The sequence below is a fragment of the Trinickia violacea genome (assembly GCF_005280735.1).
Classification (GTDB): domain Bacteria; phylum Pseudomonadota; class Gammaproteobacteria; order Burkholderiales; family Burkholderiaceae; genus Trinickia_A; species Trinickia_A violacea.
In genome coordinates this window covers 3,115,228-3,134,916 of sequence record NZ_CP040077.1, presented here as the reverse complement: position 1 = coordinate 3,134,916, position 19,689 = coordinate 3,115,228, and the positions used below count along the sequence as shown (strand labels likewise).

Genomic DNA, 19,689 nt, shown 5'->3' with positions numbered 1-19,689 from the left:
ACTCGGGGGGAATGGAACCATGCTTGAAGTCAGTCATTTGCAAGTGGAAGTCGATGGCAAGAGAATTCTGCGCGGGATCGAGCTGAGCGTGAAAGCCGGCGAGGTGCACGCGATCATGGGCCCGAATGGCTCGGGGAAGAGCACGCTTGCCCACGTGCTGGCTGGGCGCGAGGACGTTATCGTCACCGGCGGCTCGGTCTCGTATCTCGGTCGCGATCTGCTGGCGCTCGCGCCCGAAGAACGCGCGCACGAAGGACTGTTTCTCGCGTTCCAGTATCCCGTTGAGATACCCGGTGTGAGCAACGTTTACCTGCTAAAGGCAGCGTTGAATGCGCAGCGCCGACATCGTGGCGAATCCGAACTCGACGCGATGGAATTCCTGCAACTGGTCAAGAACAGAATGACCCTCATGCAGATGGATGAGAGCCTCTTGTATCGCGCAGTGAACGAAGGCTTTTCCGGCGGAGAGAAGAAGCGCAACGAGATCCTGCAGATGGCGGTGCTTCAGCCCCGGCTCGCCATTCTCGACGAAACGGATTCCGGACTCGACATCGATGCATTGCAGATCGTCGCGCGGGGCGTCAACAGCATGCGCAGTCCCGAGCGGGCGATCGTGCTGGTCACGCACTATCAGCGACTGCTGGATTACGTCGTACCGGATCGCGTGCATGTGCTGGCGAACGGCCGGATCGTGAAGTCGGGGTCGCGTGAACTGGCCTTGGAGCTGGAACGCAAGGGCTACGGTGGGATTGAGGATGAGGCCGTGCAATCAGCCAGCGCGGCGAGTACGGGGCATCCATGAAAAACGAATCTCTCGAATTCTTCCACCAGGCTTTTGGACAACTCGCGAAGACGTTGCCCGGCGCGGAGTTGCCGTGGCTGCGTGCCGCGCGCCGAAACGCCTTCGAACAGTTCGACGCGCTCGGCTTTCCGACCACGCGGCACGAGGACTGGAAATACACGAACGTGTCGGCGATCGGCAAGCGTCCCTGGCATTTCGCGCCGCAACGCACCGGCCGCAGCGACGATGGCGATCTGCGACGCATCGTCGATAAACTCGTGCTGGACCCTGCTGGCCATCGACTGGTATTCGTCAACGGTCGCCATGTGCCGCGTCTGTCAAAACTGAATGGCTTACCCCATGGCGTGTTTGTGGGTTCGCTCACGAGGGCGTTGAGAGAAATGCCGCAACGACTCGAAGCGGCGATGGTCTCACAAACGCATGCCGACGGCTTTGCGGCGCTAAACACGGCGTTTCTGGCAGACGGATTTGCCGTTTTGCTACCGCCTGGTGAGGTCATCGATCGACCGTTGCAGATGCTGTTTCTAACCGACGAAGCCGGTCTTGCGGCGCAGCCGTTCAACGTCGTGCTTGCAGGAGCACGCTCAGGCTGCGCGATCGTCGAGCACTTCGTGGGGCTGGGCGACGACGCGTATTGGACCAATGCGGTGACCCGCATCGTCGCAGACGAACAGGCGGACGTGCAGCACTACCGGTTGCAGCAGGAAGGCTCGAAGGCGTTTCATATCGCGTCGGTCGCTGCTGCACAGCAACGCGCCAGCTGTCTTACCTCGCACGCGTTCGCGTTTGGCGCCGCGTTGTCGCGCACTGGCATTGGCACGAGCTTGAACGCCGCGAACGCGCAGGCCACGTTGAACGGTCTTTTTTTCGTTGGCGGCCGGCAGCACGTCGATCACCACACGCGCATTGATCACGCAGAGCCGCGCTGCACGAGTCGCGAATACTACCGCGGCGTGCTTGACGGCGCTGCGCACGGAGTGTTCAACGGGCGCGTCGTCGTGCATCGCGATGCGCAGCAAACGGACACGCACCAGGCGAATCACAACCTCCTGCTGTCACGCGATGCGGAAATCGACACGAAGCCGCAACTCGAGATCTACGCCGACGACGTCAAATGCACACACGGCGCGACGGTCGGTCAACTGGATGAGAAGCAGCTGTTCTATATACGTGCACGGGGCGTCGAAGAGCGCATGGCGCGGGCGCTACTGACCTACGCATTTGCACGCGACATCGTTGAACGCGTGCGCATCGACTCGCTGCGCGGTCGGCTCGAAAACTTGCTGCTGATGCGCACCCCGGAAGGCGAGCGCATCAAGGAGTTGCTATGAGGCCGTTCGAACAGGCACAGACGCCAGATCCGCGCAATGTTGAGCACTGGCGAGCGGATTTTCCGATTCTGGGCGAGCGTGTGCATGGCCGGCCATTGGTCTATCTCGACAATGGCGCCACTACGCAAAAGCCAGCTTCGGTCATCTACGCGGAAAACGCTTACTACCGGCATAGCAACGCCAACGTGCATCGCGGCGTGCATCTGCTGTCGCAGCGCGCGACCGAGTCGTTCGAAGCAGCACGTGCGAAGATCGCGCGCTTCATCAATGCACAGCGTCCAGAGGAGATCGTATTCGTGCGTGGTGCGACCGAAGCGATCAATCTCGTTGCCCAGAGTTATGCGCGCCCGCACCTCAAGCCTGGCGACGAAATCCTGATCAGCGCGATGGAGCACCATTCGAACATTGTGCCGTGGCAGTTGGTTTGCGAGCAGACTGGCGCGGCGCTGAAAGTCGTGCCGATCGACGATACGGGCGCACTCGATACCGATGCGTACGAGCGCTTGTTGAGCGAACGCACGCGGCTGGTCGCGATCACGCATCTCGCTAACGCGCTCGGCAGCATCAATCCGGTAGGCCGCATCGTTGTCGCGGCGCACGCGAAGGGCGTGCCGGTGCTGCTGGATGGCGCACAGGCGATCGCGCATTTGCCGGTCGACGTCCGCACGATTGATTGCGACTTCTATGCGTTTTCGGGCCATAAGGTTTACGGGCCCACTGGCATCGGCGCGCTGTATGCCAGGGCTGCGCTGCTTGAAGCCATGCCGCCGTGGCAGGGGGGCGGCGACATGATCCGTTCGGTGACGTTCGAGAAAACAGAATACAACGCGATTCCGTGGAAGTTCGAGGCGGGAACGCCGAACATTGCCGGTGCAATTGCGCTAGGCACGGCGCTCGACTACGTCGACAGCATCGGCATTGAAGTCGTCGCCGCGCATGAGGCCGAACTACTCGCTTATGCAACGGACGCGTTACAGGCAGTACCGGGCTTGCGTCTCATCGGTACCGCACGCGACAAAGCGAGCATCCTGTCATTTGTGCTCGACGGCGTGCATGCACACGATGTCGGCACGATTCTCGATCATCACGGGGTCGCCGTGCGGGCAGGCCATCACTGCGCGATGCCGGTGATGCAGCGGTTCGGCGTACCAGCGACCGTGCGCGCGTCGCTTGCCCTCTATAACACGCACCAGGATATCGACGCGCTGATCGAAGGTCTCCGCAAGGTCAGAGAGGTATTCGGCTCATGAGCGAACTGCGCGATCTGTATCAGGAAGTCATCTTCGACCACTACCGGCGGCCGCGTAACTGTCATGGGCTGGCTGACGCCAATCACAAGGCCGAGGGCTACAACCCGTTGTGCGGCGACCGGATCACGCTGTATCTACGAATCGAGGATGACGTCGTCAAGGAGGCGAGTTTCGAAGGTGTGGGCTGCGCGATTGCGACGGCGTCGGCGTCGTTGATGACCGAGGCGCTGAAAGGCAAAACGGAAGCAGAGGCCGAAGCGCTGTTCGGACGCTTTCACGACATGGTGACAACGCCCACAGCAGGGCCAGCAGTGGCGTCGGAGTTGGGCAAGCTGGCGGTGCTGTCCGGCGTGCGTGAATTCCCCGCGCGCGTGAAGTGCGCGACGCTCGCCTGGCACACGTTGCATGCCGCGCTGCACGACGAGCGTCGCCCCGTTTCGACAGAGTGAGGCGGTCGATGAGTACATTTGACTGGCTGAAGCGCGCCGAAGCCACACAACCTGGCAGCGGTGCAACTCCCGAACGTCTTGAAGAACGCGTGATCGACGCGCTGCGCACCGTTTTCGACCCGGAAATTCCGGTCAACATCTACGACCTGGGGCTTGTCTATGGTCTCGACGTGGACGAGGCCGAGGGCCGCGTCGAGGTCCGCATGACGTTGACCGCGCCCGGCTGCCCGGTCGCACAGACCTTCCCGGCGACGGTTGAGGATGCCGTGTTTTCTGTGTGTGGTGTGAACGACGTGCATGTCGAACTGGTGTGGGAACCGCCGTGGTCAAGGGAGCGGATGTCGGACGCGGCACGCCTGCAATTGGGGATGCTTTGACATGTCGGATTGGGTGGATGTCGCCGCGATCGAGGATTTTCCGGCCGGTGCTGTTCGCAGCGTCGAGGTCGATGGCGCGCAGGTTGCCGTATTCAACGTCGACGGCACCTGTTATGCAATCGAGGATATCTGTCCGCACGATGGCGGCATCCTGACGGGTGGTGCGGTGGACGGCGACGTGGTCATCTGTCCGCGCCACGGTGCGCGGTTTTGCATCAGGACGGGAAAGGTGTTGGCACCGCCCGCTTATGAGGATGTGATGGTGTTTCCGGTGCGGATCGAAGCGGGCGTCGTTCAGGTGCGTGATGAGCGGTGGGATTGAGGTGTAGTGGTCTAAATCACATGCCCATCGTCGATGCATTGGCCGCGCTCTTCGGCTTCTCGTAGTCATCAACGCATCCATGTCGTTTAGGAGGCTTAGGGGTGGCACCGAGCCACGATTGACCGCTGCTGCGTCACACCACATAGGCTCGCAGAAGATCGATCAGGTACGAACTCCCGTAAAGCGCGAACCCGATGACACCACCCACCATGGTCCCGTTGATGCGGATGTACTGCAAATCCTTGCCGATATTCAGCTCGATCTGCCGAGACATTTCGTGGGAATCCCAGTTTTTTACCGTGTCGCTGATGTGCCGCGTGAGGAACTGCGCAAAGTCAGGCGCCATAGCTCGCGCTGCGTCCGCCATGTGCTCGTTTAGCGACTGGCGCAGTTGAGCGTTCTGTGCCAGTTCGTCACCAACCCATTTGCCCATCGCCACGGCTTTTGCGTGCATCGTAGAATCCCTGCGTGCCAGATCCTGCTTGAGCCAGGCGCGCAGTTGACCCCACAGGTCCTTGATGTACAGATTGAGCGTTTCGCCGTCCCTCAGGTAACGCTTGACTTCCGCGCCTTTCTCCAGGAAAGCCCGATCGGTCTTGAGCCGGACGATCAAGCGCCCCACGACATCGTCAAAGTTCTTGCGAAGCTGATGATTGGGGTCCTCGCTTATCTGGATGAGTACCGTGTCGACGGCATTGGCAATCATCTCCGCGCCGTTTTCTCCGACCCAGTTGGTGGGCAAAAACTTTTCCATCGTCGGGTATTCGCTTTTGAGCCAATCGACGATACGCGCGGCAATGAAGCTACGAGTTGTCGGCTCGCGCAGCAGCGCAACAAACTTCGCGATCCCTTCGTCCAGCAACTCCTGGTGTCGACCGTCCTTCGTTAACGTGTCCAGAATGGCGCCCATCGACTTCGACAAATCGATCTTGTCGATGACGGCGTGGAAGCCATCCTTGATGAACGTCTGGAGGCGTACGTCGTCCGTCAAATCCAGAATGCCGTCCATTAGTTTCACGACGTAGCCACCCAGCAGGTCGGTATTGGCCGGCGTGGTCAGCCATTCGGTGATCCTTTGCGCCGGATCGTGCTTTCTGATCAGCCCGACAATTGACGAGACATCGAGAAACTTCTCCTGAACGAAAATCGCCAGATTGTCGGCGATCTTGTGCTTGTTCTTGGGGATGATTTCCGTATGCGTGGAGACGAAGGGAATGGGGACCCGCCTGAACAGCGCTACGACTGCAAACCAGTCGGAAAGCGCGCCAACCATCGCTGCTTCTGATACCGCCTTGATGCCGTCCACCCAGAAGCCGCGGGGAAGAAGTGCGGTCGTCACGAAAACGCAGGCCGCAATCAATAGCAACAGTAGTGCCCTGTTCTTGTTTTTCTTCAGATCTAGTTCCTTGCTCATTTCTATCGATTTGTCATGAGGCCTCTAACTCGCGAGGCAAGGTTCGGTAAACCGATGGCTGGGGGGGGCACGCTCAGCCGCGAGAGTCAGGGTTTGGAAGCTCGCGTGGAACGGCAGCCAGATAGTACGTTCCTGCTGCGCTGGGGGCGTGTAAATCTTAACGACGACGCTGATCGGACGGCACATCGTCGATGGCGCTCAGGTGGTTATGACGCCACGTTGCCATCCGGGGACACAATATTCAAGGAGCGCGCGGCCGTCGGTCACCGGTGCGGCGCAAGTGCGGTTTCGGCACACGTAGGCCGCCGGCCAGCCCTCGACCGGGTGCCGTCCCTGGCCGATCGGAACATCGTCGGCAAATGCCAGCACGCGCGCCGGGAGGTACGCGCGGTGAACGCATTCCACCAGTGCGGCAGCCCCGGGTTTGTCGCCGGCAAAAATGATTTCGAGCGGGCCTTGCTGCGTGAAGTCCTGTGCAGCCAGAAGGTGCGCGAAACCGGCTGGGGCCCTGACGGTCGCAGCTCGATACCGCTGGAACTCGTGCTCGGCGCGGTCTCGGTAGAGATCGCGGCCTGTCAGCGCATGCAGGCGCAAAAAAGCGAACACGCTCGATGACAGTCCTGACGGCCAGGCGTTGTCGTACGGCGCGCGGGGCCTGTGCACCAGTGGCTCGCCGTCCCGAGGCGTGAAATAGAGCCCGTCTTCCCAGAATTTATCGAGGATGAGCTCGACGAGCTCCTCCGCGCGATCGAGGTAACGCTTGTCGAAGCATGACTCGTAGAGGTCGAGCAGGGCGTTGGACAGGAAGGCGTAGTCCTCGAGGAAGCCGGGCACCTTGACCGTCCCGTCTTTCCAGACGCGATACACACCGCCGTCAGGCAGGGTCAGCCTGGCCTGGATGAAGTCGGCGGCACGCTTTGCGGCGGCGAGGTATGCAACGGTGCCCGTTGCCTGGTAGGCAGCACAGAGCCCCTGGATCATCAGGCCGTTCCAGCCGGTGAGAATGTTGTCGTCCCGAGCCGGGCGCGCGCGCCGGCTGCGCGCGGCCAGCAACCGGTCGCGCAAGCCCGCGAGACACACAGCTTGCTGGGCATCGAGTTCGACCGCACGGTGGAGCACGGTAGCACCGTGCTCGAAGTTGCCGTGTTCTGTCACGCCGTAAGCCCGGCACGCCAACGCACCGTCAGACTCACCAAGGACTGCGTTGATCTCGGCGGGTGTCCAGACATAGTACTTGCCTTCTTGTCCTTCGCTATCGGCATCTTCGCCCGCGTGAAAACCGCCGTCGGGGTGCGTCATGTCGCGCAGGACGTAGGCGATGGTTTCCTCGACGACGCGGCGCCACGCCTCTTTGCCGGTGAGGCGGTAGGCGTTCGCGTACAGCTTCACGAGCTGACCGTTGTCATACAGCATCTTCTCGAAGTGCGGCACGGCCCAACGTGCGTCGACACTATAGCGGGCGAACCCGCCGCCAAGCTGGTCATAGATGCCGCCGGCCGCCATCTGGTCGAGCGTGCGTTCCAGCGCGTCAAGCAGCGCGCGCTCGCCAATTCGATGATAGACGCGCAGCATCAGGTCGTAGCAGCTTGGGTTCGGGAACTTGGGTGCGCCGCCCAATCCGCCGTGGACAGGGTCAGTATTGCGCGCCAAGGCACGGACTGTCTCTGCCGGAGGATCCTCGACTTCGTCGGCTTCACACTCCAGGTACGCTTGATCGAGCTGCTGGAAACCCTGCTGAAACTGAGCAATCGTTTCGCGCAGTTCCTCTTTCCGATGTTGCCACGCTTCGCTGAGGCTCATGAGCACGCGCGCCAGCCCGGGGCGGCCATGGCGGTCGTCCGGCGGGAAGTAGGTGCCGCCGAAGAACGGTTCCCGTTGCGGCGTGAGGAACACAGTGAGCGGCCAGCCACCGCCTTGTCCCATCATCTGGCTGACTTGTTGATAGACGTCGTCGATGTCGGGACGCTCCTGCCGATCGACCTTGATGTTGATGTAACGCTCATTCATCAGGCTGGCGATGCGCGGATTCTCGAAGGATTCGTGCGCCATCACGTGGCACCAGTGGCACGCCGCGTAGCCAACGGAGAGCAGGATTGGCTTGTCTTCGTCACGGGCGCGGCGAAATGCTTCGTCGCTCCACGGATACCAGTCAACAGGGTTTTCCGCGTGTTGCCGGAGGTAAGGGGAGGTTTCTGTCGCGAGCCGGTTTGTCATGGCAGTCTCCAGCCGGGTTTGCGCACCGGTGGTCGTGAAAAATGTCGCGCAGAATCGTACGCACTGCAAGCTCGGCCATCGATATTGTTGAAACGGGTTCTAACCTCATGCGTTGCCGAGATAGCGCTCGAACCATTGCACCGCCAGCCGCGCGACCGCTTCCAGTGTGTCGGGTTCCTCGAACAAGTGGGTGGCGCCGGGCACGATCACCAGTTCCTTCGGACATCTGAGCAGGGCAAAAGCCGCCCGATTCAGTTCGATGACGCGGGTATCAAGCCCGCCAACAATCAGCAATATGGGCGAAACCAACGTTGCGAGAGCGGCGGGTTCGGCCATGTCGGGTCTCCCCCCTCGGGAAACGATCGCGCGGATCTGGATGGGTGACGCGTTCGCTGCACGGATCGCCGCGGCGGCGCCAGTGCTAGCACCGAAGTAGCCGAGAGGCAGCGGCGTGGCAAGCCGCGCGGCCACCCAACCTGTCGCTTGCGCCAGACGCGCGGCGAGCAGATCGATGTCAAAGCGGGCGGCCGGCTCGGTGTCCTCCTGCGGCGAGAGCAGGTCCATCAGCAGCGTGCCGATACTGCTTCGATTGAGTTCGGCGGCAACGTACCTGTTGCGCGGGCTGTGCCGAGAACTGCCGCTGCCGTGCGCAACCAAGACCAGGGAGACTGCGCCTGGCGGCAGCGTGAGCGTGCCCTGTAGGCGCACGCCTCCGGCCGGAATTACAACTTCTTGCGCATCGGGGCGAAACCCCATGTCATCCTCCTCCACCGGACGGCGCTGTGGCCTTCGTCGCCTTGCGGCCGACCTTCAACACCGTCCGCTTTGCCCTATAAGGGTTGCCGTAGCGGCGAGGGGAACGGGCGCCCGCTAGACGGGCTCGATGAGCTCTTGCTCACCCGCACCAGGCTGGCTCAGTGAGGCGAGCCCGACTCGTCTCTACGTCGCCCAATCGGGTTCGCCGCAATCCCGGAGAATTTCCTGCCGAGCCGCATCGCGCAGGCGAATCGCGGCATGCCAGCCGTACCCGGGCGGTCTGATCGGCTTGCCGATCGTCACGCGAATTGCTCCGTGGCGCGGAAACCAATCGTCTCCGCGCAGCACGGTACGTGTTCCCGCCAGCGCCACTGGCACCACCTTCAGGTCCGCCTGGGCAGCGGCGACAAAGGCCCCGAGACGGAAGGGGCGAAGTCCGGCGGCCCGCGTAAACGTACCTTCCGGGAAAAAGGCAAGCGACTGTTGCGTCTTGGCAAGTTCGATCAATCGTCCGGCATCCTCGGCGCCGTGTTGCGGGTCGAAGCGTTCCACGAAGCGTGCGCCGATACGGCGCAAAAAAGTGCCAGCAAAGAATTGTCCGCCCAGTTCCCGCTTGGCGATAAAGTTAAGCGGCTGCGGCAAAGCTGCCACCAGCACGAGCCCGTCGAGATAGCTCGCATGGTTGGCTACCACTACGTAGGGTTCGTCACCCGGCAGGTTCTCACGCCCTTGCACCGCAATCGATACTCTCGCCAGACGCAGGAACATGCGCGCGAACCAGCCGCTTGACCTCCAGCCCCAGGCCGGACGAGCCAGCACGACTGCTGCGGTCCAGGCAAGCGGAGCCAGCAGCACCAGCAGCATCCAGGCGTAGGCCGCATAAGCGGCTTCACCGGCCGCATTCAGCGCGCGTCGCAGGCCCGGCCAGGCGTCCATGGCGGCGAGCCGCACAAACTGCCACCATATGGCGCGCGGGGCGATGCCGCGCAGGCCCAGTTCGTAACGTTCGCGTGTCGCGGCGCGGCGGATCTTGCCGCTGGAGGTCTTGAGCACGCTGTGCACCGGTCCTAGTACGATTTCGTCGGCCGGCGCGCCGAGCAACTCGAGCGCTGTGTCAGCGATGAGAGAGCGCAGGCGATCGCGCGCCGTTGCTTCGGCTTCCCGTGTTTCGGCGAGCACGATCAGCCGCTCTGTTCCAGCAACCCGGTCATGGCCGCCGAACACCGCCACGCATCCTTTCCGCACACCCTGAATTTTGCCGACGGCCTCTTCCAACTCGTAGGGGAAGACATGCCTGCCGCCGCGAATGATGATGTCCTTACTGCGTCCCGTGATGTAGACCTCTCCGCCGGCCGTATATGCCAGGTCGCCGGAATCGAGCCAGCCATCATGGACCAGCCTGGCGGTTTGGTCGGGGCGGCGCCAGTAGCCGCGCGTGGCGGATGGTCCCTTGAATTCCAGGCGCCCCTCCTCACGTTCGCCGAGTTCGTGCCCGGCAGCATCCACCACGCGTATTTCGTGCCCCGGCAGAGCCCGCCCGCAGCAAACTGCCTCCAGGGCAGAAGGGTCGTCATCGCTAGTCGGCACCGAGCGGCGCGTCCACATGAAACGGTCGCGCTTGAGGCGGTCCACCCGCAGGCCCCGACCAGGAGGCGGGAAGGCGAGACCCACCGAGTTTTCCGCCAGCCCGTACACCGGCAAGACCGCTTCCGGCCTGAACCCGTAGGGGCCGAAACGCTCGACGAATGCGCGCATCGTGTCCGGGCTCACCGGCTCGGCGCCGTTGAACGCGCAGCGCCAGGTGGAAAGATCGAGACCCTGAATATCTTCGTCTGCGATCTTGCGCATACACAGGTCATAAGCAAAATTGGGACTTGCCGACAACGTGCCCCGGTGGCGGTGAATGGCCCATAACCAGCGCTCCGGGCGAGCCAAAAACGCGAGCGGCGACATGGCCACCAACGGGCAAGCGTAATAGAGGCTCCCCAGCCAAGCGCCGATCAGCCCCATGTCGTGATACAGCGGCAGCCAGCTCACGAACACATCGGACGAGGACACATGCATTGCCTGTCCCATCGCACTGATGTTCGCCAGCAGGTTGGCGTGACTCAGGACGACTCCTTTGGGATTTCCCGTGCTGCCCGACGTGTATTGCAGGAGGGCGATATCTTCGCTGCTTGCCCGATACGGTTCAGTGCTGCCGGCAAAACCCGTCAGCGCATTGGGTGATACCACATGTCTGAGTTCTGTCACCTGCGCAGTGAGCAGGCGGGCCAGGACCTTCGCTTCCGGCAGCGTGATTAGCACCGCAACCTGGGCGTTGCTCAGAATGCCGGCGTGGCGGCGGAAATGGTCTTCGATCTGCGACAGCCGCGCCGGGGGATAGATCGGCACTGGAATGCCCCCGGCGAACAGGATGCCGAAAAAGCAATAGAAGTAGTCTGCCGTGGTGGGAAGCATCAGGCCTGCCGTCTGTCCTGGATCGAGTCCCAGGTCGCGCAGCGCGGCGGCCACTTTCCGGGCCTTCTCCCAGAGGATGGCATAGCTGATCTGGCGGCCGCCCTCTTGTCCCTCCTCGCCGCCTTCCAACCGGATGTGCAGCCGATCAGGGTGGGTATCCACGTGCCACTGCAACGCTTCGGCTAGTGTTGCGGCACGCTTCGGCAGGGCATGGGCCGGTGTACCGAAATCCGGCGGGCATTCGGCCGATATCGCGATGCGGGGCAGGTGGCGCGCTGCGAGCACCGCCGCAAGCAGATCCTGAGGTGTCTGCGCGCTGCCCAGCACTTGTTCTGGCAGCTTGACTTTGAACTTTCGCTCGATTCTCAGCAACAACTCGGCACGGGCCAGACTGTCGAGGCCCAGCTCCCGTTCCAGACTGCCATCGAGCGTGGCTCGCGGCAGGGCTTGTGCACCGGGACGAAGTTCCTCAACCAGGTGCCAGAGGATGGCCAGCAACGCCCGTCCGATCTCGGCTTCCTGACGGGTGGCCGAGTCCGGCGCTGCGTGGGTTGATCTGCTCATGACATGGATGACGCTCGCGTCCGTTTGCCCGGCAGGCCGATTGTCGATTGGCGCGACACCTGCGACGAATACCTGAGCCAAGGTATTGCGGTGTGACCACAACTGCGACCCTATAAAACTCCGACGGGTCCGCATGGCAGGCACGCCGGCTTTCGACCAGCGGGCGCCGGGCGGGGCGGCCTATCCTTCCCACATCGCTAGAAGGTGGCCGCCGCTGTGTGCCAAAGCGTCGACGGCCGGCGCGCTATAGTGCCGCGATGAACTCGTTCCACGCCGTTGCTTGGAGGGTTTCGGTGGCGGCGTGTCCATAGGCACGGATGATCAACGCCGCTCTTTCGAGCTGTTTTAGATCGTTCGATTCGACGACGTCCACTACATCGAACCGCCCGAGCGTCAGATAGCTGTCTTTCCATGTGACCGCAGGGCATTCGACCTTGATCTTCTCCGCAACGGTGGCGGCGAGCTGTTTCAGGTCTTTGGGATCTTTGAACGCGTCGGGAGATAGGCGGCTGAGGATGACATACGTGGCCATAAGACCTCCGTACAAACGAATTGAAACGCCATTGGGCATGGGAAACGCACGAGAGAAAACGCTTTCCGGCCCGGAGGAAACATCCGTGCGCCCTTTGATTATAGTTTCGTGTCTCCAGCCCCTGGAATCTAAGCTGCGCGGTGCCGCAGCGCTTCGCGCTTGCCGCGGCTTCGTCCAGAGATATAGAAGTGTGGGTGGTCGAGTACGGAAGGTCAAAGCGTGAAAGCTCTATCTGAACACGGCGATCTTATCCGCGAAGTCAGCGACCCACTTGCGACCGTCGAGGTCGACACGGACCCCGTCTTTTACAACGATCACCGTCCGGTCGATACGGTATTGGCCACGTCTCAAGGGGAAATCTTCCCTGTCCGCATAAATCGTAAACTGGGCCGGATCGAATCCCGCTTGGTGGCAAACCTGCTCGAAATCCTCTTTTTCGTCGTCGTCGAAGTCGGCGTATTCGATGCGCGCCATGGGCATCTCAATCGTGATTTTGGAGGAATCGTAGCATGTGCCAAAGCCGCAAAATCGAGTAGACGGGTCGCCGAGTTGGCGCATTGACGGTGGCGGCTAAACGTGTCGGCGTCGATTTCGCGCACGATACGTTTCCGGAGTTGTCGCGATAAATCTACAGGCCAGTGTCGTCCCGAGCGGCGTGATCGAGCGCGTATTTAGAAACGGCCTGCATCGCCTCATCCCTGCTGGCGAACGTGGCGCTGAGTTTGTGCCGCTTTCCGTCGATAAGCGTCTTTCCCGTTGCGTGATCACTCTTCCGTTCGAACAGCACCGACGCCTCCCATGCCCCGGGCTTCACTTCGAAGACGCTGCAATGGCAGTAGTACCCATTTCCTTCGAGCAAGAGGCTATCTTCCATGCCGGCCTACAGAGTAATGTGCGAGGAATCGAAGCGCGCGATCTAAACGCTGTTCGCGTCGCACCACTGGATCGCCCACCGCTGCGCCGCCTCTATAGCGTCCGTGTCGAAGTGATAGTCGCCGAGGTCGCCCGAATACTTCACTTCGACGGCATCGCCACTCGCCGACTCGCGTCGGTAGATCTTTGCGCGGGCGTAGAAATGGCCGCCTTCGGCAAGAGATGACGCCTCGATGTGAAACTGTTTGTAGTCGAACCCCAATGCTAACTCCAAAAGATTGCTCTACTCGTCGTCGCTTTGGACAAGCTGGAGATTCCCGTTCGCGTCTCGCCCGAGGCTCACGACCTTGTTTCTGTAGTCACAGGCTGGACAGAGGAAGAAAAACCCCCGTTCATCGACTTCCGGCTCGGCTTGATCAGAGGCAAACCGCGCATTGCAGTTTCGGCAGGTCCACATAGTGACCTCCGTCAGTATCTACGAGTAATCCTACCCCTGACTGTGGGGCGTTTCGATACAGGGCAAACCACTGCGTTCGATCTGTGCCGTAGAGATGGTCAAGCGCAAAATCTCGAACTCCGCCGAGCAGCCCTCCTGATTGGCGATCGACGATGTAGTAGCGCCCGGGTGGCAACGGTCCGATGTCCTTTTTCGCGACGGCGGCCGGATTGTCGCGGCCCGCGTCGCTTCCTGAAAAGGCGGTGAAGTTACCCACGCCAGCACAATACAGCGTCGAAAACGTCTTGTTGTTCAACTTGAACGTGCAGGTGATCGGCATTAACTGAATCCTCGGTCAGGATTGAGCAAACTAACAAAGATCAGACAAATTCACAATTCCCCATTTTGCGTCGCTGTCCGTGAGGCTCTTCACCTACTGAACATTACCGCCATAATGTTCAGTAGTTTCGATTCCCGCTTCACCCCGTGTGCCTTGCCTTGAACCAAGGGGTTACCCGTTAAAAAGGACGCGTATGGATGACCTGCCCGATAAGCTGCGCCGCAACGTGGTTGTCCTCTCCGCGGCGATCGTCGCGATTACCATGTTTCACCTGTCGTTCAAGCCCACCGGCACCCTGCTCGGCTTTGCCGAGGTGGGCAACGTGACGCCGCTGAAGGTGTGGCTCGCGCTCTCGGCGGTACTCGCCTACGTGTTCCTGCGCTACTGGTTTCACGACGACACCGACCGCGACCAGCGCGCGCTGGTCGAGCACTACAGGGGCTTGCGTTATGCCGCGATCCAGCGGCGCCTCACGGATGACGTCCGGTCGTACTTCCTGATGCGCCGTGGGCAGCCCAAGTGGACCGAAGGCTTCGAGGCGCTACAGGACGACATGTTTGCCAGCGCCTACGCCGAACTCGGCCAGCCGGCGTCCGTGGACCTGCTGCCCAGCGTCCAGCATCCCGACCATTCCCCCTGGTTGGGGGATGTCGGGTTCACCGTTGACGTGCAATGGCCAGAAGGTCAGCGGCGCAGCGTGAGCGGCGGCCAGCGGTACCCCTATCAGTTGCCACGTCTTGTTGCAGCAGCGATTGCGATCGAGTGCATGTTGCGCACGGGAACCTATTCGAAGAGCGCCGTGGATCTGCTCGTGCCCATCGGGCTGAGCATGGTCGCCGGGGCGATGTGCGTGGCGCAGCTGATCCGGGCGGCGGCCGCATGATCCCGCGCGCCCGTCTCGAGGACATTGATGAAGCCGCGATCCGGCAGCTGATCGACCACGGCGTGCGCGAGAGCCGCACGCTCGATTACAAGGAGCAACTCGATCTGTCGAAAGACGGCCGGCAGGCCCTGGCCGAGGACGTCTGCGCCTTTGCCAACACCGTCGGCGGGGACCTGGTGTTCGGCATTCGCGAAGCCGACGGCGTCGCCGACGAGGTGATGCCCCTCGTCATTCCGAATCTCGACGAAGAACTGCTCAAACTCACGAACTTTCTGCGCGACGTGCTCGAGCCTCGCGTCACCGGTAGCCTGCTGCACCGGGCCGTGCCGCTCGCGGCCGGCGCCCACGTGGTCGTGCTGCGCGTGGGCGCGAGCCCGAACGCGCCGCATCGTGTGCTGCGCAACAACCACTTCTACCTGCGCCACTCCGGCGGCAAAGAAACCATGGACATCCATGCGATTCGCACGGCGTTCGCCTTCGCCGACGGCTTGGCCGAGCGTGCGTTCACCTTCCGCAATCAACGGCTCGACATCTTGCGAAACCACCAAGGTCCATGCCATTTGCCGGTCGGCCCGCTCGTCGTGGTCCACGTGGTGCCAACGCTCGCGCTTACGCGGCGTGGCGCAGCGCGCAGGCGGCGCAAGGTGACGATGCTTTGCTCTTCCCGTCGCCGCGAAGCGACAAACCGATGAACGACATGTTGCTCGGGGTAGTCGTGCGCGAAGCGTTGGAAGCGATCGGCTTCCAGGCACCGGATATGAGTCCGCGCGTCCTACGAAATACGTACGCGCGGCGCCTGCTTGTTGCGGGAAAGTCCAACGAAGAAGTATGCAGGCTGCTCGGCCTCACCAGCCAGCGCACGGTAGTCCGGTTGCGCGCGACGATCCCGGCGCGTGGCGAGGACCTGGCCGTCGTGTGAGCTTGACTTCTGCGCCATCTGCGTAGGGTGGATTTGCCAGTTCAACCGGGCTGGCATATCCAACTCTACGGAGCATCTATGCCCTACCGCACCGACTACGCCGACATCATCTATCCCGATGAGGCGAATTCGCCATGTGCTTTGCGATATCGCATTGCGTTGACGAAAGCCCCGAAACCTTTGGTCGTGGTTCATCTTGAGCACACCGAATCGTCGTTTGAAGGTCCCGCGTCGTCGGCGATTGTCCGCGACCATATCTTGAATCGGGTATGCGAAGAGAGACTGAAGGGCATTCCCATCAACGCTATCCGTCTGGTCGTCACGGATGTAAGCGGGTCGTTTGAATATGCGATCGAGGTCGACGTCGACGACTATATCCGGCGTGGTAACCCGTACAAGGCGTCGCCGATCACGACAGCACGCGCGAAGGTGACGGAAAGCATCTCCATCAATTCGGACGACATCGTCGCCGGCCGCACGCGTGTTCAGAGCGTCCATGCGAAGCCCAGCGCGTTGAGTAAGGACGTGGCGGCTGCACTCAACTGACCCGCACCGTGTCGCCGTCCAGACAACGGCGACACGGTGCGGGTCAACGCTACGGTACGTAGTCCCGGTTGGTAGCGTCGGGGCGGTTCATTCCCATCCGGACCCACATCCCGGTGGTCACCTATCGGCCAGTTTCTGCCTCTTGGTCATACTGCAGATCGGTCTCTCGAACGGCTGCTCCGCGCCGAGACCTGCCCGATGATCAATGCACGCATATCGGCCTTATGCGAAGCTTTCCATAAGGCCGAGGACCGGCCAAATGTTGTTGGCTAGGAATAGTCTGATGTCTGATGCCGCCGCGGCGTCACGACGTCCACCGGCACATGGTGCCCGTCGACAGTACTATGACCCCTCACAACGATGTCGATCCGACCGACGTGCTCGCTATCGAGTGCCATACGCTACCGCTCAACCAGTCTGTTCACAGACTCTGCACAGGCATCGCTTTCCGCGACTAGCCCGAATTCAATATCCTCGCGGCGGCAGACAATCCAGTGTGGGATCGTTGCGGGCTGCCTCCCGCCGCTGCGTACGGCGTTATCCGCAGCACGAACAGAAACTGCCGGCCCACGGGCGACAAAGCGGACCGCGTTTGCGCACCGCCTTAGACGGGCAGCATGTAACGGCCCGGATCCCGCGGAGCGTCATAAGCTACAGGTCGTCGGGCCCGAACAAAAAACTGAGTTTGTCTGCGACGGCTCACTTGTGATACAAGATAGCCGCACGATCGGCGCAGGCAGGTCGTGTCATCTACAACTAGTCTCATTGGAACATTCAGAACATGGCAACAGGTACCGTCAAGTGGTTTAACGATGCGAAGGGTTTCGGGTTCATCACGCCGGACGACGGCGGCGAAGACCTGTTCGCGCACTTCTCCGAAGTGCAGGGAAGCGGCTTCAAATCACTTCAGGAAAACCAGAAGGTCAGCTTTGAAGTCAAGCAAGGCCCCAAGGGGAAACAGGCCGCCAACATCAAGCCGCTGTAAGTTTTCCGCGCCGCGAACACGTCATGTCAGGGTAGCGATCAGGTCGGCGCGTGCTCGCTGCGGGTTTGGAGCAGAGAGTCGAAGGGACGTCACTCCCGACTTTGTTCAGCGCTCGAGGAAGGGTCTCAACTTGTTTGCGCAGCTGGGATGCGCCAGTTTGCGCATCGCCTTGCTCTCGATTTGGCGGATCCGCTCGCGGCTGACGTCGAACTGCTTGCCGACCTCTTCAAGCGTATGGTCGGCGGTCGTATCGAGCCCGAATCTCATCCGCAGGACTTTGGCCTCGCGCGGCGACAGCGCGCCGAGCGCTTCATCGATCGCGGCGCGCATGTTCGCGTGGTTGGCGGCCTCTGTCGGTGAAATTGCAGAGGCATCCTCGATCATGTCACCGAGTGTCGCGTCGCCATCGTCGCCCACAGGGGTCTCGAGCGAGATGGGTTGCCTGGCGATCTTGAGGATGCTGCGCACCTTTTCCTCGGACATCTTCATGCGCCCCGCGAGAACCGCAGGATGCGCCTCCTCTCCCGTCTGCTGCAGGATTTCGCGCGAAATCCGGTGCAACTTGTTGATCGCATCGATCATATGCACCGGCACACGAATGGTCCGCGCCTGATCGGCAAGCGCGCGCGAGACGGCCTGCCGGACCCACCATGTGGCGTACGTCGAGAACTTCCAGCCGCGCCGGTATTCGAATTTGTCCACCGCCTTCATCAGGCCGATATTGCCTTCCTGGATCAGATCGAGGAACTGCATGCCGCGGTTCATGTATTTCTTGGCAATTGAAATGACGAGACGAAGATTCGCCTCGATCATCTCCCGCTTGGCCTGCCGCATTTCCAACTCCGCGGCGCTCATCTGGCGGTTGAACTGCTTGAGTTGCTGGAGCGGCAGCGAGAACTTGGCTTGAAGGTCGATGAGCTTCTGCTGCTCGGCCTGAATCGCCGGCAATTGTCGCTCGAGTGCCGCGCCAAACGGCTTCGAAGCCGCCGCCATACGGCGGGTCCATTCAAGGTCGGTCTCATTGCCCGGAAACGACTCGATAAACACCTCGCGCGGCATGCCGCACCGGTCGACGACGATGTGCAGGATGCTGCGCTCGATCGCACGAACCTGAATCACCTGTTCCTGCACACTTGCGCACATGCGGTTGATGGTTTTGGCCGTAAAGCGGATCGGCGCCAGTTCACGCTGTATCTCCGAGCGCACTTGCGCAACCGCCGCGGAACGGGATTTTCCAGTAACGAGAACATCCGGCAACTGCTCGAACAGAGCGCGCACGCGCGCAAAGATCGCAAGACTGTGGATCCTGAGCTGTTCGAGGCGGGCTGCGCTCGCCTTCTCCGAGTCCTCAGCGTCCGTTTTAGTGTCGTCACCGTCCGGATCATCGTCGGAGGCGTGTGCATCCACGTCATCTTCTTCCGACTCCTGCGTCATTTCGCTTCCGTCGGCGTCCCCGCTGACGCCATCGACCAGTTCGTCGATTCGCAGTTCGCCGGCGACGATGCGGTCCACATCGGCAAGAATCGCGGACACGATCGACGGGCACGCGGCGATCGCCTGAATCATGTCCTGCAAGCTGTCTTCGATGCGTACCGCGATCTCGACTTCGCCGGCGCGGGTCAGCAGTTCTCTGACGCCCATTTCACGCATGTACATCCGGACCGGATCCGTGGTGCGGCCGAATTCCGAATCGACCGTTGACAGCGCAGCTTCGGCTTCCTCGTCCGCCTGATCGTCTGAAGCGATGGCAGGAGCAGCGTCGTTCAACAGGAGCGTCTCGGCGTCAGGCGCCTGCTCGTACACTGCCACGCCCATGTCGCCGAACGTGCTGACGATCGTCTCCATCGCAGCCGTTTGCGTAAAGTTGTCGGGCAGGTGGTCGTTGATGTCCGCATGTGTGAGGTAGCCCCGCTCACGGCCAAGCGCGATCAGCGCGCGCATCTGGCGTTGACGCTCCTCGTCCCGGAGCGCGATCGACACCACGTCCAGCGGTGTTTCGACGGACAAGGTTTTTCCCTTTGGGACTCGGCGACCAGCTTTTGATGCCACTGCAACGGCGCGGGGCGCGGAATCCTCCCGATCAGGATTTGCCAATACATTCTCCTCGAGAGGTTGGCCGACGATCGGCGCGAGCATGGCAGCAGGTCACTTTGCCTGCCGGGTTGCGAAAGGAATCGTGGAATGACGCACGGGCAGTCGAGGCCGGGATGCCTCGCGTGGAATGCTGTGCGCGCAG

General features: G+C 61.5%; 21 protein-coding genes. 11 read left to right on the top strand and 10 right to left on the bottom strand.

From position 1 onward, the window contains the following. The first annotated feature begins 19 nt into the window (after positions 1 to 19). The 6 genes from sufC to FAZ95_RS14280 are packed head-to-tail and all read left to right on the top strand — an operon-like array spanning position 20 to position 4,531. Entirely contained in the window at positions 20 to 802 is a 783-nt protein-coding gene (gene sufC / locus FAZ95_RS14305) for a Fe-S cluster assembly ATPase SufC (RefSeq protein WP_137334550.1), read from the top strand. Next, positions 799 to 2,133 (top strand): Fe-S cluster assembly protein SufD, encoded by a 1,335-nt coding sequence (gene sufD, locus FAZ95_RS14300; RefSeq protein ID WP_137333068.1) that lies wholly within the window; start codon positions 799 to 801, stop codon positions 2,131 to 2,133. Before sufC ends, sufD begins: the two co-directional genes overlap by 4 nt. Continuing rightward, positions 2,130 to 3,383, top strand: a complete 1,254-nt coding sequence (locus FAZ95_RS14295) for a cysteine desulfurase (protein ID WP_137333067.1) — start codon at positions 2,130 to 2,132, stop codon at positions 3,381 to 3,383. Before sufD ends, FAZ95_RS14295 begins: the two co-directional genes overlap by 4 nt. Next, complete coding sequence (gene sufU, locus FAZ95_RS14290) at positions 3,380 to 3,832, top strand: Fe-S cluster assembly sulfur transfer protein SufU (RefSeq protein WP_137333066.1); 453 nt, start codon at positions 3,380 to 3,382, stop codon at positions 3,830 to 3,832. Before FAZ95_RS14295 ends, sufU begins: the two co-directional genes overlap by 4 nt. Before the next feature lie 8 nt (positions 3,833 to 3,840). Further along, positions 3,841 to 4,209, top strand: coding sequence for an SUF system Fe-S cluster assembly protein (locus FAZ95_RS14285; protein ID WP_137333065.1), 369 nt, complete (start codon positions 3,841 to 3,843; stop codon positions 4,207 to 4,209). A gap of 1 nt (position 4,210) precedes the next feature. Next, on the top strand, positions 4,211 to 4,531 hold the full coding sequence (locus FAZ95_RS14280; RefSeq protein WP_137333064.1) for a Rieske (2Fe-2S) protein: 321 nt from the start codon (positions 4,211 to 4,213) through the stop codon (positions 4,529 to 4,531). 133 nt (positions 4,532 to 4,664) lie between these two features. Here FAZ95_RS14280 and FAZ95_RS14275 read toward each other — a convergent pair whose 3' ends face one another. The 9 genes from FAZ95_RS14275 to FAZ95_RS14235 all read right to left on the bottom strand — a co-directional run bounded on the left by FAZ95_RS14275 (position 4,665) and on the right by FAZ95_RS14235 (position 14,120). Continuing rightward, complete coding sequence (locus tag FAZ95_RS14275) at positions 4,665 to 5,945, bottom strand: DUF445 domain-containing protein (protein WP_137333063.1); 1,281 nt, start codon at positions 5,943 to 5,945, stop codon at positions 4,665 to 4,667. A gap of 198 nt (positions 5,946 to 6,143) precedes the next feature. Further along, positions 6,144 to 8,159, bottom strand: a complete 2,016-nt coding sequence (locus FAZ95_RS14270) for a thioredoxin domain-containing protein (RefSeq protein ID WP_137333062.1) — start codon at positions 8,157 to 8,159, stop codon at positions 6,144 to 6,146. Between the two features lie 105 nt (positions 8,160 to 8,264). Next, positions 8,265 to 8,915, bottom strand: a complete 651-nt coding sequence (locus FAZ95_RS14265; protein ID WP_137333061.1) for a dienelactone hydrolase family protein — start codon at positions 8,913 to 8,915, stop codon at positions 8,265 to 8,267. A 183-nt stretch (positions 8,916 to 9,098) separates the two neighbouring features. Further along, positions 9,099 to 12,020: an AMP-binding protein gene (locus FAZ95_RS14260; protein WP_254699704.1), complete on the bottom strand. Its 2,922-nt coding sequence runs from the start codon at positions 12,018 to 12,020 to the stop codon at positions 9,099 to 9,101. Between the two features lie 163 nt (positions 12,021 to 12,183). Beyond that, on the bottom strand, positions 12,184 to 12,471 hold the full coding sequence (locus tag FAZ95_RS14255) for a GYD domain-containing protein (RefSeq protein ID WP_137333060.1): 288 nt from the start codon (positions 12,469 to 12,471) through the stop codon (positions 12,184 to 12,186). Positions 12,472 to 12,699: 228 nt separating this feature from the next. Then, complete coding sequence (locus FAZ95_RS14250) at positions 12,700 to 12,945, bottom strand: hypothetical protein (RefSeq protein ID WP_137333059.1); 246 nt, start codon at positions 12,943 to 12,945, stop codon at positions 12,700 to 12,702. 154 nt (positions 12,946 to 13,099) lie between these two features. Then, a complete protein-coding gene (locus FAZ95_RS14245; RefSeq protein WP_137333058.1) occupies positions 13,100 to 13,345 on the bottom strand; it encodes a hypothetical protein in 246 nt (81 codons plus the stop codon). Between the two features lie 42 nt (positions 13,346 to 13,387). Beyond that, the gene (locus tag FAZ95_RS14240) at positions 13,388 to 13,606 is read right to left on the bottom strand and encodes a hypothetical protein (protein ID WP_137333057.1); all 219 of its coding nucleotides are present in this window, start codon (positions 13,604 to 13,606) and stop codon (positions 13,388 to 13,390) included. A gap of 154 nt (positions 13,607 to 13,760) precedes the next feature. Further along, entirely contained in the window at positions 13,761 to 14,120 is a 360-nt protein-coding gene (locus FAZ95_RS14235) for a tlde1 domain-containing protein (protein WP_137333056.1), read from the bottom strand. Positions 14,121 to 14,313: 193 nt separating this feature from the next. On the opposite strand from FAZ95_RS14235, the gene FAZ95_RS14230 reads away from it, so the two are divergent. The 5 genes from FAZ95_RS14230 (at position 14,314) to FAZ95_RS14210 (ending at position 17,453) form a co-directional block, all read left to right on the top strand. After that, entirely contained in the window at positions 14,314 to 15,003 is a 690-nt protein-coding gene (locus FAZ95_RS14230) for a hypothetical protein (RefSeq protein ID WP_137333055.1), read from the top strand. Then, positions 15,000 to 15,695 (top strand): AlbA family DNA-binding domain-containing protein, encoded by a 696-nt coding sequence (locus tag FAZ95_RS14225; protein ID WP_137333054.1) that lies wholly within the window; start codon positions 15,000 to 15,002, stop codon positions 15,693 to 15,695. Before FAZ95_RS14230 ends, FAZ95_RS14225 begins: the two co-directional genes overlap by 4 nt. Next, the gene (locus tag FAZ95_RS14220; protein WP_137333053.1) at positions 15,692 to 15,922 is read left to right on the top strand and encodes a site-specific integrase; all 231 of its coding nucleotides are present in this window, start codon (positions 15,692 to 15,694) and stop codon (positions 15,920 to 15,922) included. Before FAZ95_RS14225 ends, FAZ95_RS14220 begins: the two co-directional genes overlap by 4 nt. Positions 15,923 to 16,000: 78 nt before the next feature. Further along, the gene (locus FAZ95_RS14215; RefSeq protein WP_137333052.1) at positions 16,001 to 16,468 is read left to right on the top strand and encodes a hypothetical protein; all 468 of its coding nucleotides are present in this window, start codon (positions 16,001 to 16,003) and stop codon (positions 16,466 to 16,468) included. Positions 16,469 to 17,249: 781 nt separating this feature from the next. Then, on the top strand, positions 17,250 to 17,453 hold the full coding sequence (locus tag FAZ95_RS14210) for a cold-shock protein (protein WP_137333051.1): 204 nt from the start codon (positions 17,250 to 17,252) through the stop codon (positions 17,451 to 17,453). Between the two features lie 105 nt (positions 17,454 to 17,558). Here FAZ95_RS14210 and rpoD read toward each other — a convergent pair whose 3' ends face one another. Next, positions 17,559 to 19,589 carry an RNA polymerase sigma factor RpoD gene (rpoD, locus tag FAZ95_RS14205; protein ID WP_137333050.1) on the bottom strand — a complete coding sequence of 677 codons (2,031 nt, stop codon included), beginning with the start codon at positions 19,587 to 19,589 and terminating at the stop codon, positions 17,559 to 17,561. Between the last annotated feature and the right edge of the window lie 100 nt (positions 19,590 to 19,689).